This is a genomic window from Acinetobacter sp. A22, assembly GCF_030913345.1.
In the GTDB taxonomy this organism is placed as follows: Bacteria; Pseudomonadota; Gammaproteobacteria; order Pseudomonadales; family Moraxellaceae; genus Acinetobacter; species Acinetobacter junii.
The window spans coordinates 1,171,307-1,184,871 of record NZ_CP133162.1; the positions used below are offsets into that span (position 1 = coordinate 1,171,307).

The window sequence follows — 13,565 nt, forward strand, 5'->3', positions numbered from 1 at the left end:
ATTCCATTTGCGCTTATAAGCGCATGAAGTCGTTAAATAAAGCCAAAAGCATCATGCTACCGAGCAGTACCATACCAACTTTTAGACCAAATATCTGTATTTGTTCAGAAACAGGTTTACCACGAATTGCTTCGATAAAGTAATAAACTAAATGACCACCATCGAGCATAGGAATAGGCAATAGATTTAAAATACCCAAACTTACACTCATCAATGCCATAAAGGATATAAATGTTTGCCATCCCATTTCAGCACTCTGACCCGCAACTTTTGCAATCGTAATTGGACCAGATAAATTATCCAAACCAATTAAACCACGCACCATTTTAACAATTGAGTTAAAAATCATATTAGAGAGCTGAACAGTTTTATCAACTGCAACACCTAAAGCTTCTAGTGGTGAATATTGAATTGTTTGCTTGTATTCATTCGGGATTGTGATCTTACCCACATCACTTTTCACACCAAGCACGCCCGATACATTCCCCATATTATCGCGCTGACCTTGAGGCATAACCTGTAAGTTAACAATTTGACCTTTACGATCAACAGCAATATTGAGTAATTTTTCAGGAGATTTTTGCACTACATCAACGACATCGAACCAATCTTTCATGGCGACACCATTGATCGAAACTATACGATCACCAACTTTCATGCCTTGACGAATCGCTGCACCATCTTCACTTAGCTCTTTAACAGTTGCAGGAATCACTGGACGGTATGGAAGAAAGCCTAAAACATCCAATGGTGATTGGCTCTGATCCTTTAAAAAATCTTTAATCGGTAAACTAAATTGCTTCTCAGTACCACTGCGATCAACAACAACTGAAACTTGTCCAGTTTCGCCAACTCTATCAACAAGCGTATAGTTTAATTTTTCCCATGTCGGCGTTGTTTGCCCATCCACCTCTATGATTTTATCACCAACTTTTAAATCAACTTGAGCAGCTGGTGTGTTTGGCATAATTTTACCAATACGCGTGTTAAGCTGTTCTTGAGCAGGTAAAAATAGAATCCAAAATAGGAAAATAGCAAAGATCAAATTGATTAAAGGACCTGCTGCAACAATAGCTATACGCTTCCAAGGAGACTGACGATTAAAAGCATACGGCAAATCTTCAGCAGCAACATTTCCCTCTCGTTCATCTAGCATTTTTACGTAGCCACCAAGTGGTAATGCTGACAATTGATATTGAATACCTGATTTTTTAGACTGCCATTTTAATAAAGTAGGACCAAAACCAATTGAATATACTAGAACTTTTACGCCGAGTTTACGTGCCACCCAATAATGACCAAATTCATGAATCGCAATTAATGGACCAAGCAACAAAATCGCTGCAACAATCATAAACAGTGCATTCATACGATTTAGCCTCCTATATCCACAATGTGTTTTTCAGCAATTTGTCTTGCGATCATATCAGTATGCAAAATGATGTCTATATTTTCTGCTTTAGCATTTTGTACATTTTGCAAAGCATAATCGACAACTTGTGGTATTTGTGTGAAACCTATCTGCTGTTTTAAAAATGCTGCAACTGCAACTTCATTTGCAGCATTGAGCACAGTTGGTGCCAACCCACCAGCACGCATTGCTTGACGAGCAAGATCTAATGCTGGAAAACGAATAGTGTCAGGAGATTGGAAATTTAAGTGAGCTACATCAAATAGGTTTAATGCAGGAACATCTGTTTTTAAACGTTTTGGCCAAGCCAACGCATGTGCAATTGGAGTACACATGTCAGGATTTCCCATTTGTGCCAAAGTTGAACCATCCACATATTGCACCATTGAATGAATGATACTTTGTGGATGAACTACGACTGTAACAAAATGTTCTGAAATTGAAAACAAATGACAAGCCTCGATAAGCTCAAGACCTTTATTCATTAAAGTGGCAGAATCGACTGAGATTTTTTGTCCCATTGACCAATTCGGATGTTTACAAGCTTGTTGAGGTGTCACATCTTTTAATTGATCAAGGGTATGATTTAAAAAAGGTCCACCTGAAGCCGTTAATAAGATTTGAGAAACACCTAACTGAGGCTGTCCTGTTCTTTCTGCATCCAGATAATCATGCGGTAAAGACTGGAAAATCGCATTATGCTCAGAATCAACAGGTAATAATAATGCACCATGCTGACGTGCAGCCTGCATCATAATATCACCTGACATCACTAATGCTTCTTTGTTTGCTAGGAGTACTCTTTTGCCAGCTTTTACAGCCGCCAAAGTAGGAAGTAATCCTGCAGCACCCACAATTGCTGCCATGACAATATCAACATCGTTATGTTCAGCGATTGCAATCAAGCCAGATTGATCAGTGAGTATCTCTATATTTATTAAATTTTCTTGATTAAAAAGTTGTTTTAACTCAAGTGCTTTTTCATTAGGCACAACAACAACTTTTGGACGATGTTGCTTACATATTTTTAAAAGTTCATCTAAACGACTATATGCAGAGACTGCAAACACATTGTATTGGTCTGGATGCTGCTCCAATACTTTTAATGTACTTTGACCAATTGAACCAGTGACACCCAATATACAAACAGCTTGCGTCATTTAAAGATCTACACCAATGAGTTTCAAAATATACATACCTGCAGCAAAAATTGGTGCTGCCGCAAGCAAAGAATCAATTCGGTCAAGTACACCACCATGTCCAGGCAAAACGCGACCAGAATCTTTGATTCCAGCACGGCGTTTAATCATTGACTCAAACAAGTCACCTAGAACAGATGCAAAGACTGTGATGATTGATAGAACTAGAAATAAGATAAGTTGAATAGCAGTTAAATTTAAATATGAATATTGTACAACCAACATAATAATTACTGTCGTCGCAATACCACCATATAATCCTTCAACTGATTTATTCGGGCTAACTGTTGGAGCAAGTTTTTTCTTACCAAACTTACGACCGACAAAATATGCACCACTATCCGCCCCCCAAACAAGGAGGAACAAATACATTAACCACCATGGTGAACTATGCCAAACTGAATATAATGCAGTGACCGCAGCAGAAATTAGGATAAAACCTATGGCATACAAAGATACGTTATACCAGTTATCTGATTCTGGGAAGTTTTTGACCCAGTAAATACTACCTAGCCAAGATAAAATAGACGCAGCCCACAGCAATAAAGCAACATCATCAAAAAACAACGCAAGAGTTGAAACTGCTGCTACGCATCCACCATAAATCCAAGCTTTAGGCTTTGAAACCAGTGCTTCGCCATGAGGCATAAGTTTAAACCACTCATATCCAGCCACCCCCGCAGCTAAGATCATAAGAATAAACATTGGATAATGTGATTGCGTTGCAAACATGCAACTTAAAACAACAGCAACTAATACCAATGCGGTTATAATCCGCTCTAACATTATTAATTCTCTATTTTCGCTTGTTGAATCTGTTCAGATGTTTTACCAAAACGTCTTTCTCGCCCTGAAAATACATCAAAAGCGTGGTCTAATTCTTTTACTGTAAACTCAGGCCATAATGTATCTGTAAAATACAATTCTGCATATGCCGCTTGCCAAAGTAAGAAGTTAGATAAACGATAATCTCCACCTGTACGTATTAATAAATCTACGGCAGGTAAGTCATTTAGACTGACATATTTATCGAATAAATCAACATTTATCTGATCTACTTGAACTTTTCCATCTACAACATCTTGAACGATACACTTGGCTGCATGCGCCATATCCCACATTCCGCCATAACTAATTGCAATCGTTAAAGTCATAGAATTGAAAGATGCCGTTTTTTGTTCTGCATATAACATTAAATCTTTTAATTCATTTGATAATTTAGAACGATCACCAATGAAACGTAATGCTATATTGAATTTTTCCATTCGAGGTAGTTGTTCTTGAATTGTGTCTTCTAACAATTTCATTAACAAATCAACTTCGAACTGAGGTCTATTCCAATTTTCACTTGAAAATGCAAAAACAGTTAAAGCTTGAACACCAACTCTTTTACAATGTTCAACGATCGGATCAAGGACATTCTTACCTTCACGATGCCCATCACCTTTTTGCAATTTATTTTTTTTTGCAAAACGATTGTTGCCATCCATAATGATGGCAACATGTTTTGGAAGAAGCGGTTCTTCTTGTAAGGTCATAAAAATTAGACCTTCATTAATTCTGCTTCTTTTGCAGCTAGACGTTTATCTACTTCTGCAACATATTTATCTGTGATCTTTTGAATATCTTCACCAGCACGGCGTTCATCATCTTCAGAAATTTCTTTTTCTTTCAATAATGCTTTGATATCACCTAAAACATCACGACGAATGTTTCGAATAGCAACTTTTGCATTTTCAGCTTCATTACGAGCAACTTTTTGCATGTCACGACGAGTTTCTTCAGTCAACGCAGGTAAAGGCACACGAATTGAATCAGCTGTAATTGGGTTTAAACCCAAATCACTTTCACGAATTGCTTTATCAATTGCAGAAACCATTGTACGTTCAAATGGCTGAACAATAAGCGTACGAGAATCTTCAACACCTACGTTAGCAACTTGATTCAAAGGAACGTCAGAACCATAGTAAGGAACCATCACACCATTTAAAATTGATGGGTGAGCACGTCCAGTACGAACTTTAGCAAAACCTTGTTCTAAAGAATCAAGTGTTTTCTGCATGCGCTGTTCGCTATCTTTTTTGAGATCGTTAATCATATGATCTTCCTTACTTATTCATTAGGTATTACAAAATATTTAAACATTAGTATAAAGAGCTTTCGGTCTCACGTACATTAGTTCGTAACGTGAGTACCCTCTTTTTCGCCCATTACTACAGAAAGCAATGCACCAGATTTGTTCATATCAAAAACTTGCAATGGAACATTATGGTCACGACACAAGCAAATCGCAGTTAAGTCCATTACACCAAGTTTTTCATCAAGTACTTGATCAAAAGTTAAGTTATCGTACTTCACAGCATCGTCATATTTGCTTGGATCTTTGTTATAGACACCGTCAACTTTCGTCGCTTTCAAAATAAGGTTTGCCTCAATCTCGATACCACGCAAACAAGCCGCAGTATCAGTTGTAAAGAACGGATTTCCCGTTCCTGCTACAAACACACAAACTTCACCTTGGCTTAAATGACGAATCGCATCACGACTTGAATAAGATTCAACAACTGTTCCGATCGGAAGAGCAGACATTAAACGTGTTTTAATGTTGCGACGCACTAATGCATCACGCATTGCTAAACCATTCATAACTGTAGCCAGCATCCCCATTTGGTCACCAGTTACACGCCCAACCAAACCGTCTTTTTGTAACTGACTTCCACGATATAAGTTACCGCCACCAACTACAATTCCGACTTGTACTCCTAAACCAACCAAGTGAGCAATCGAAAGCGACATTTGATCAAGGACTTGGGCATCAATACCCATATCTTTATTACCCGCTAAAGCTTCACCAGAAAGCTTTAACAAAATACGTGCATAACGTGGATTTTTAGAAGCTGACATACTTTTACTCCAAACCGACCAATCTCATAAATTCTTTTTTCGCATTTAATATTAAGCAGACTTAATCTGAATTAACTTTGCAAATAAATCATATTCATCCGCATCAGTAATTTCGACTTCAAGCAGATCACCTGCTTTAATCACACTTTTATCAATATCTTCTACAAAAACATTACCGTCAATTTCAGGTGCATCCGCGTAAGAACGCGCTACCGCTACTGGAAATTCATCTTCCAAGCTATCTACAAGCACAGTCATCTTTTGACCGATACGCTTTTGTAGTTTTGCAGCAGAAATTTCCTGTTGGACTTCCATAAAACGTTCATAACGTTCTTGCTTAATTTCTTCAGGTACGTGATCAGGAAGATCATTTGCCGTTGCACCCTCTACAGGTGAATAAGTAAAGCAACCTACGCGATCCAACTGAGCTTCTTTTAACCAATCAAGTAATATTTGGAAGTCTTCTTCTGTTTCGCCAGGGAAACCAACCACGAAGGTAGAACGAATCACCAATTCAGGGCATTTTTCACGCCACAACTTCAAACGCTCTAACGTATTTTCACTATGAGCTGGTCGCTTCATCAATTTTAAGATGCGCGGACTGGCATGCTGAAAAGGAATATCTAAATATGGCAGGATTTTCCCTTGAGCCATTAGATCGATTACTGCATCAACATGTGGATATGGGTAGACATAATGTAGGCGTACCCAAATACCAAGTTGCCCTAACGCTTCGCACATGTCGTAAAACTTGGTTTTAACAGGCTGACCATTCCAAAAATCTAATTTGTATTTGGTGTCCACACCATAAGCTGAAGTATCTTGAGAAATCACGAGAACTTCTTTAACACCAGCGCGCTTTAATGCTGCTGCTTCATCTAATACACTGCCTACTGGACGAGATACTAGATCACCTCGCATACTTGGAATAATGCAGAATGTACAACGGTGATTACACCCTTCTGATATTTTCAAATAAGCGTAGTGTTTAGGTGTCAAACGCACACCTTGTTCAGGGACTAAATCAATAAAAGGATTGTGTTTTGGCGGTGCAGGTACATACTCATGTACTGCTTCCATTACATCCTGATATGCTGCCGCACCTGTTACTTTAAGTACATTTGGGTGCATTTGGCGAATTTTGTCTTCGTCTTTACCTAAACAACCTGTTACGATAACTCGACCGTTTTCGCTCATGGCTTCGCCAATCGCGTCTAAAGACTCTTGTACTGCAGATTCAATAAAACCACAGGTGTTAACAACAACCAAATCTGCACCGTCATAATCTGATGCAACTTGATAACCTTCAGTCTTTAACTGAGTTAAAATTCGTTCAGAATCTACCAATGCCTTAGGACAACCTAAAGATACAAAACCGACTTTGGGGGTCTTCATGAATCTGCGCTCCACTTGAATCGGCGTATTGTATGTCTTTTCTCGCCTTCCGCATAGCCGCAAAGCCATCTCTTTGTGTAATGCACCAAAATACAACCAGTATTTTTAACAAAAACCAACATTGCACCAATTTAGAACACTATAAAATTTCAAAATAACTTAATGTATGTGAAAAATAACGTATAAATAGAACATTAACGAAATAAGTTATTGAAATTCCGCTAATACAAAGTTGGCTTGTATTTTGCATTATTAAGATTCATTACGTTAATGGCTATTCTTTTATATTGATATTAATTGCGCCATTTTAATACAGGACGATTCACAAATGGATCAACACACCACTATCGACTATCGACTTCTAGTAGATAATCTGACGACTGCCATCTTATTGGTCGATAGTAAGTTAAATATTTTTTATCTGAATTCAGCTTGTGAAGCATTGTTTGATATCAGTTTATTGCGCGCATCAGGTCAACCTGTCTTAAATTTGCTCCATGCACATGATGATACTTTTAATACTTACGAAGCCTTGCTTAATACTTTAAACAGTGGTCAGCATTACACCCGACGTGAAGCGGTAATTAATGTCAACTTCAAACCGATTCATGTTGACTATACCGTTTCCCAATTAAATTCAGGTAAAAGCTATCACCCATTATTATTAATTGAACTCAATCCTATCGATCGAATGCTTAAAATTTCGAAAGAGGAAAATTTAGTGCAGCAACATCAAGTTGCTCGTCAACTTGTTCGTGGTGTTGCTCATGAAATTAAGAATCCATTGGCAGGCATTCGTGGAGCAACACAATTACTTGCACGAAGCTTAAGTGATGATAGTTATCGAGAATTTACAGATATCATTATTAATGAAGTTGATCGATTAACCAATCTCGCTGATACCATGTTAGGTTCGCGCCAATTACCAAGTTATGAACATGTTAATGTCCATGAGCCATTAGAAAGAGTTAGATCATTAATCGCGAACCAGACCAAGAAAAAAATTAAGATCACACGTGATTATGACTTATCTCTGCCAGATGTTATGGCCGACCGAGATCAACTTATTCAAGTCATGCTGAATATCAGTGTAAATGCTGTGCAAGCGATGACTGAAAATAAAGAATTTTTCGTAGATTCTGAACCAGAGCTTACCCTTCGCACTCGTATCCAACGCCTCGTCACCATAAATGGTGTTTTAAACCGTTCAACGGTAAGAGTAGATATTGAGGACAATGGACCAGGTGTACCAGAAAGTATTTTAGAATCAGTATTTTACCCTTTAGTCACTGGGCGAGCAAAAGGTACAGGTTTAGGCCTCAGTATCGCGCAAAATATTATGCATCAACATAACGGAATGATTGAATGTCAATCCATTCCTGGGAAAACCATATTTAGCTTATATCTACCTTGGGAGTCAGACCGTGTCACGAAATAAAATTTGGGTAATTGATGACGATCGTGCCATGCGTTGGGTACTTGAAAAAACATTCAAAGAAGAAGGTTTTGACGTTACCAATTTTGAAGAAGCACAAACAGCGCTTGAACGTTTACACGATGAAGCCCCTGATGTCATTCTAACTGATATCAGGATGCCAGGAATTGATGGTTTAACTTTCTTATCTAAAGTTAAAAATACTCATCCAGAACTTCCAGTCATCATTATGACTGCACACTCAGATTTGGAGTCTGCTGTCTCAAGTTATCAGACGGGTGCTTTTGAGTATTTACCAAAACCATTTGATATTGATGAAGCACTCGCTTTAGTTAATCGTGCGATTCTACATCTCAATAAGCTACAACAACAAGAAGCAACCAAAGCAGCAGCACCTCTGCAATCTACAGAAATCATTGGCGAATCTCCTGCAATGCAAGAGGTTTTCCGTGCAATTGGTCGCTTATCACAATCTCATATCACCGTATTAATTAACGGTGAATCAGGTACAGGTAAAGAGTTAGTTGCACATGCTCTGCACAAACACTCACCACGTCGTGCAAAACCTTTCATTGCATTAAACATGGCTGCTATTCCAAAAGACTTAATTGAAACTGAGTTATTCGGACATGAGAAAGGTGCTTTCACAGGCGCTAACACTCAACATCAAGGACGTTTTGAACAAGCAAATGGCGGTACACTATTTTTAGATGAAATTGGTGATATGCCATTTGAGACTCAAACTAGATTACTCCGCGTACTCGCTGATGGTGAGTTCTATCGTGTAGGCGGGCATGTTCCAGTAAAAGTCGATGTGCGTATTGTTGCTGCAACGCACCAAGACCTTGAAAAATTAGTGAATGAAGGTCGCTTCCGTGAAGACTTATATCATCGTCTAAATGTTATTCGCATTCATATTCCAAAGCTTGCACATCGCAGCGAAGATATTCCGATGCTTGCTCAACACTTCCTTGCTCGTGCAGGCAAAGAACTTGGTGTAAGCCCTAAAATTCTTAGATCTGAAACCACAGATTATATGCAGCAGTTACCTTGGCCGGGCAACGTCCGTCAATTAGAAAATACCTGCCGTTGGTTAACTGTCATGATCACAGGTCGCGAAGTCTATCCTGAAGATCTGCCTGCTGAATTGAAACAAGTTCCTCTCCAAAAATCGAACAATGATTCAACTGCATCTGTAGCAACGACTAGTCCTGCAATCGTAGACCGAATTGCTGTTCATCACTGGGATGAGTTATTAGGTCAATGGGCAATTCAAAAACTCAAAAATGGCGAAATGAAACTTTTAGACATCGCCACCCCAATGTTTGAGAAAACATTGATTAATGCAGCACTTCAACAAACTCGTGGTCGTAAACGTCATGCGGCTGAACTTTTAGGTTGGGGACGTAATACCTTGACCAGAAAGTTAAAGGAGCTTGGTATGGACTCTGCTGATGACGAGGATGATGACGAAGTCCGCAGTGCATAAACCATAAAAAGCGAGTCAATGTGACTCGCTTTTTATTTGAGACGTTTTGAAACATTGATCTAGCTCATAACCATACTTTACATAGGGTTTTTGATATACTATTAAAAATCCCGCTATATCTAAGCCAGAGTAATGACTGATCTTTGTTATCCAAGTTGTGAACAACCTCAAACTCGTCGTGGGCAAGAGCGTCGACTTGCACTGCTGATTTGTGCAACTGATCTGTTCTTAGAACGCGGTTATGATGCTGTTTCTTTAGATGATATTGTTCATCATGCCGGCGGTTCAAAAACATCAATTTATAAGTATTTTGGCAATAAAGAAGGGCTTTTCACTGCGATCTGCGATTACCGCCGCGAAGTCTTTTTCAAAGATATATGCTTACCATACATTTGTAATGTTACAAACTTAAGAAATTACCTTGTACAAACGCTGCAAAGATTTTATCAACACATCATACAGCCTAAAAATATTGCATTCATGCGTATGTTTCTTGAGCAATCACAAAACAATACCGACCTTGCCCACTATCTTTATAATAAATGTGCGATGAACATTCAAAACAGTGTTTCACTTGCGCTAGAACAAGCTCATCATTCAGGTGAAATTTTTTGCGAAAAGCCACAATTTTCAGCCACGATGTATTTTGGAATTCTTCGGGATGTTGAATGGCGTATTTTGATGGGTCTAGATGTACCCGCAGAAGACAAAGAAATATTTGATTATATTGATTTTTCTGTTGATTTGTTTCTAAAAGCTCATCAAAAAGTCTAATTCTTTTGCTTTTTCTTGAGCGTATAGTATAGTAGTCAATTCCTTTTTTGTTCACCACCCATTAAACAACAATTAATTATTGTTTTTATTCAATAATTATTGTGGGAGTAATTATGGCGCTTCGGCATTTCCTGACTTTAAGAGACCTGTCTTCTTTAGAATTGCAACGCATTTTAGATCGTGCTCATGAACTTAAACGCATGCAACATAGCAATACGGTATTCCAGCCTTTTGTTGGTAAAGTTTTGGGAATGATCTTCGAAAAATCAAGTACACGTACTCGTATTTCATTCGAAGCTGGAATTTGCCAATTCGGTGGTAGTGCCATTTTCCTATCTCCGCGCGATACTCAGCTTGGTCGTGGCGAACCAATTGAAGATTCAGCTCGTGTAATTTCAAGCATGCTAGATATCGTTATGATTCGTACATTCGGTCATGACATCGTAGAGCGCTTTGCGTCTTATTCTACTGTACCTGTAATCAACGGTCTCACTGACGATCATCACCCTTGCCAACTTCTTGCAGATCTGCAAACTTATGAAGAGCATCGAGGTAGTATCAAAGGTCGAACAGTTGCATGGATTGGTGATGGCAATAACATGTGTAATTCGTATATCGAAGCTGCTCACATGATGGGTTTCAAACTCAAAATTGCATCTCCAGAAGGTTACGAACCGAAACCTGAATTTTTAGCTGAATTTGCTGACTGTGTTGAAGTTTTCAATAAAGCTGAAGATGCAGCAGTGAATGCTGATCTGATCGTGACAGACGTTTGGGCAAGCATGGGGCAAGAAGAAGAGCAAAAATTAAGAGAAAAAGCATTTGCTGACTTCCAAGTAAATGAAAAACTCATGGATTTAGCACATCCAGACTGTTTGTTTATGCATTGCTTACCTGCTCATCGTGGCGAAGAGATTTCAGAAAATATGCTTGATCACAAAAACTCTGTGGTTTGGTCTGAAGCAGAAAACCGTTTGCATGCACAAAAAGCATTAATGGAATTCTTGCTTAATGAAAATTTAAAGAAAGACTAAATAAAAAAACAGCATCAATTGATGCTGTTTTTTTGACAAAAATTGAAGACTTGAAGTAAAAGACGTATATTAGATTAAATACTTTAGTGTAAATTTCTCATATTTTGAGAAGAAAACTAATTAAATAGTAGATATTATGACTTCATTAGAACAAGCTTTATCACAAGTACCACACTTTTCCTTTGTCCATGAGCACTTATTTCACTCGGCGCAACCCACTATAGATCAACTTCATCATATTAAAGAATATGGGTGCAGTACCGTTATTAATCTATCTACTAGTAAATCTGCAGATCATCTCAATCACCAAGATCAAATTTGCTTAGATATCGGGCTAAATTACATACACATTCCAATTGACTGGGAAATTCCAAGCTCTGATCAATGCTTACTTGTTTTAGATTTAATCGACCATCTTGTTAAAAATGAAATTGTCTGGCTACACTGCACGGAAAATATGCGTGCGAGTTGTTTGATCTATTTATACCGTCAGTATTATATGAATATGGATATGCCAACTGCCCAAGAGTTACTTCATCAGGTATGGGAACCTAATGAAACTTGGACTGGTCTAATTCACAGTGTTTCATTACAGCTACAAGGAAGAAAATCAACATTAGAATTAGAACAGTCACTGATTAACACAAATCATTTTACTTGATGAGAAATTAAAACTGTTGCTGTCGCTAAGATACCCTCTTGACGACCAGTAAATCCAAGCTGTTCTGTTGTTGTTGCCTTAATACTAATTTGCGTCACATCCACATCTAATACATCCGCGATAGATTGGCGCATTTCTAAATTATGCTTAGCAAGCTTTGGACGCTCACATGCAACTGTAATATCTGCATTATTTAGATGATAACCTCGATCTAAGATTAACTGATACACATGCTTGAGCAAAACTCGACTATCAGCACCTTTGTATCGTGGATCAGTATCTGGGAAATGCTGGCCTATATCGCCCAATGCTAATGCACCTAATAACGCATCGCAAAGCGCATGCAATACAACGTCACCATCTGAATGTGCTTTTAAACCCTGAGTATGTGGAATTTTAATACCTGCTAGAGTTACAAAGTCACCTTCTTCAAACGCATGTACATCGATCCCTTGTCCAATACGAATTTGAGCAACCATATGATTTTCCTTTTACAATATACCGAACAAATCTTGTATTCAGGCTTTCTATTTCGCTATAGTACGTTGAGCAAATTAGACTGAAAGTATAAGTGATTATGCTGTTTAACACTGTAAGAAATCAATTAAAGAAAACTGGTTACATTATTACATTGAGTTGTTTTTGCTCAACATTTGTGTACGCGAAATCTATTGATTGCACTAATAGCAAATTTCAAGGAAAGAAAATTTGCTTACAGCAACATTCGGATAATGTTCAAAAGCTAAATAATAAGTTTTTAACAGCTTATCTTGTTACAGATGCACCTTTGCAACTTTTACACGACACTCAAAAACTCTGGCTCAATCAAATTCAACAATGCAAATCAAAGACATGTTTTCAGCAACAATTTGATTTGCGTTTTGATGATTTGAACTTTTATACATCGATGAATCAAACGCTCACGCAACATTATTTAAAATTTGAGAATGGTAGATTGTCTGAGCTTCCTGTGCACTTAAAGATTCATCAACTTGATAAAGATAAGCTAAAAATTGAAGGTATAGCCTACCGTAATCCAAACAATCGCATTGAAACCCAAACTATATCTCTTCTCGCATACAGCACACCCGAAAAAAAGAGCCAAATTATTGATAATGAAAAAAAATGCCAATATCAATTTAATTTTCAAAAAGCTCTACTTGTTATTAAAAGTGACCAAAAAGGATGTGAGCGTTTTACAGGAATATATCGTTTATACGATTAAGAAGAATTATGAAAAAATGCCGATGTATAAACATCGGC

Annotated in this window: 14 protein-coding genes; 6 read left to right on the forward strand and 8 right to left on the reverse strand. The window is 37.9% G+C overall.

Annotated elements, in window-relative coordinates:
* Nucleotides 1-13 precede the first annotated feature (13 nt).
* From rseP to rimO, 7 genes are all read right to left on the reverse strand, one after another.
* On the reverse strand, nucleotides 14-1,369 hold the full coding sequence (gene rseP, locus Q9Q86_RS05840) for an RIP metalloprotease RseP (RefSeq protein ID WP_112987218.1): 1,356 nt from the start codon (nucleotides 1,367-1,369) through the stop codon (nucleotides 14-16).
* Nucleotides 1,370-1,374: 5 nt separating this feature from the next.
* Entirely contained in the window at nucleotides 1,375-2,571 is a 1,197-nt protein-coding gene (gene ispC / locus Q9Q86_RS05845) for a 1-deoxy-D-xylulose-5-phosphate reductoisomerase (protein ID WP_004961694.1), read from the reverse strand.
* Entirely contained in the window at nucleotides 2,572-3,396 is an 825-nt protein-coding gene (locus tag Q9Q86_RS05850) for a phosphatidate cytidylyltransferase (protein ID WP_004961691.1), read from the reverse strand.
* A 2-nt stretch (nucleotides 3,397-3,398) separates the two neighbouring features.
* On the reverse strand, nucleotides 3,399-4,148 hold the full coding sequence (uppS, locus tag Q9Q86_RS05855) for a polyprenyl diphosphate synthase (protein ID WP_112987219.1): 750 nt from the start codon (nucleotides 4,146-4,148) through the stop codon (nucleotides 3,399-3,401).
* A 5-nt stretch (nucleotides 4,149-4,153) separates the two neighbouring features.
* Nucleotides 4,154-4,708 (reverse strand): ribosome recycling factor, encoded by a 555-nt coding sequence (frr, locus tag Q9Q86_RS05860; protein ID WP_004915629.1) that lies wholly within the window; start codon nucleotides 4,706-4,708, stop codon nucleotides 4,154-4,156.
* A gap of 77 nt (nucleotides 4,709-4,785) precedes the next feature.
* A complete protein-coding gene (gene pyrH / locus Q9Q86_RS05865; protein ID WP_004662027.1) occupies nucleotides 4,786-5,514 on the reverse strand; it encodes a UMP kinase in 729 nt (242 codons plus the stop codon).
* A gap of 51 nt (nucleotides 5,515-5,565) precedes the next feature.
* On the reverse strand, nucleotides 5,566-6,909 hold the full coding sequence (rimO, locus tag Q9Q86_RS05870) for a 30S ribosomal protein S12 methylthiotransferase RimO (protein ID WP_004915625.1): 1,344 nt from the start codon (nucleotides 6,907-6,909) through the stop codon (nucleotides 5,566-5,568).
* 328 nt (nucleotides 6,910-7,237) lie between these two features.
* Here rimO and glnL point away from each other — a divergent pair, with 328 nt between their 5' ends.
* From glnL to Q9Q86_RS05895, 5 genes are all read left to right on the forward strand, one after another.
* Nucleotides 7,238-8,347 carry a nitrogen regulation protein NR(II) gene (gene glnL, locus Q9Q86_RS05875; RefSeq protein ID WP_004954561.1) on the forward strand — a complete coding sequence of 370 codons (1,110 nt, stop codon included), beginning with the start codon at nucleotides 7,238-7,240 and terminating at the stop codon, nucleotides 8,345-8,347.
* On the forward strand, nucleotides 8,334-9,833 hold the full coding sequence (glnG, locus tag Q9Q86_RS05880; protein ID WP_112987220.1) for a nitrogen regulation protein NR(I): 1,500 nt from the start codon (nucleotides 8,334-8,336) through the stop codon (nucleotides 9,831-9,833). The genes glnL and glnG overlap by 14 nt, the downstream gene beginning before the upstream one ends.
* 132 nt (nucleotides 9,834-9,965) lie before the next feature.
* Entirely contained in the window at nucleotides 9,966-10,607 is a 642-nt protein-coding gene (locus Q9Q86_RS05885) for a TetR/AcrR family transcriptional regulator (protein WP_004954566.1), read from the forward strand.
* A gap of 113 nt (nucleotides 10,608-10,720) precedes the next feature.
* Nucleotides 10,721-11,641: an ornithine carbamoyltransferase gene (gene argF, locus Q9Q86_RS05890; RefSeq protein ID WP_004915611.1), complete on the forward strand. Its 921-nt coding sequence runs from the start codon at nucleotides 10,721-10,723 to the stop codon at nucleotides 11,639-11,641.
* A gap of 136 nt (nucleotides 11,642-11,777) precedes the next feature.
* Complete coding sequence (locus Q9Q86_RS05895) at nucleotides 11,778-12,302, forward strand: protein tyrosine phosphatase family protein (RefSeq protein WP_112987221.1); 525 nt, start codon at nucleotides 11,778-11,780, stop codon at nucleotides 12,300-12,302.
* On the opposite strand, the gene ispF is transcribed toward Q9Q86_RS05895, so the two are convergent.
* Nucleotides 12,290-12,781 (reverse strand): 2-C-methyl-D-erythritol 2,4-cyclodiphosphate synthase, encoded by a 492-nt coding sequence (ispF, locus tag Q9Q86_RS05900; RefSeq protein WP_004915605.1) that lies wholly within the window; start codon nucleotides 12,779-12,781, stop codon nucleotides 12,290-12,292. The two genes, Q9Q86_RS05895 and ispF, sit on opposite strands and share 13 nt — an antisense overlap.
* A gap of 98 nt (nucleotides 12,782-12,879) precedes the next feature.
* Between ispF and Q9Q86_RS05905 the strand changes: the two genes are divergently transcribed.
* Nucleotides 12,880-13,527, forward strand: coding sequence for a hypothetical protein (locus tag Q9Q86_RS05905; protein WP_112987222.1), 648 nt, complete (start codon nucleotides 12,880-12,882; stop codon nucleotides 13,525-13,527).
* Nucleotides 13,528-13,565: the final 38 nt, after the last annotated feature.

Excerpts from the sequence above, each read along its gene's own strand:
- Q9Q86_RS05885 (WP_004954566.1), top strand. The coding sequence starts at position 9,966 with ATGACTGATCTTTGTTATCCAAGTTGTGAACAACCTCAAACTCGTCGT.
- frr (WP_004915629.1), bottom strand. The coding sequence starts at position 4,708 with ATGATTAACGATCTCAAAAAAGATAGCGAACAGCGCATGCAGAAAACA.
- argF (WP_004915611.1), top strand. The coding sequence starts at position 10,721 with ATGGCGCTTCGGCATTTCCTGACTTTAAGAGACCTGTCTTCTTTAGAA.
- Q9Q86_RS05850 (WP_004961691.1), bottom strand. The coding sequence starts at position 3,396 with ATGTTAGAGCGGATTATAACCGCATTGGTATTAGTTGCTGTTGTTTTA.
- ispF (WP_004915605.1), bottom strand. The coding sequence starts at position 12,781 with ATGGTTGCTCAAATTCGTATTGGACAAGGGATCGATGTACATGCGTTT.
- rimO (WP_004915625.1), bottom strand. The coding sequence starts at position 6,909 with ATGAAGACCCCCAAAGTCGGTTTTGTATCTTTAGGTTGTCCTAAGGCA.
- ispC (WP_004961694.1), bottom strand. The coding sequence starts at position 2,571 with ATGACGCAAGCTGTTTGTATATTGGGTGTCACTGGTTCAATTGGTCAA.
- rseP (WP_112987218.1), bottom strand. The coding sequence starts at position 1,369 with ATGAATGCACTGTTTATGATTGTTGCAGCGATTTTGTTGCTTGGTCCA.
- pyrH (WP_004662027.1), bottom strand. The coding sequence starts at position 5,514 with ATGTCAGCTTCTAAAAATCCACGTTATGCACGTATTTTGTTAAAGCTT.
- glnL (WP_004954561.1), top strand. The coding sequence starts at position 7,238 with ATGGATCAACACACCACTATCGACTATCGACTTCTAGTAGATAATCTG.
- uppS (WP_112987219.1), bottom strand. The coding sequence starts at position 4,148 with ATGACCTTACAAGAAGAACCGCTTCTTCCAAAACATGTTGCCATCATT.
- Q9Q86_RS05895 (WP_112987221.1), top strand. The coding sequence starts at position 11,778 with ATGACTTCATTAGAACAAGCTTTATCACAAGTACCACACTTTTCCTTT.
- Q9Q86_RS05905 (WP_112987222.1), top strand. The coding sequence starts at position 12,880 with ATGCTGTTTAACACTGTAAGAAATCAATTAAAGAAAACTGGTTACATT.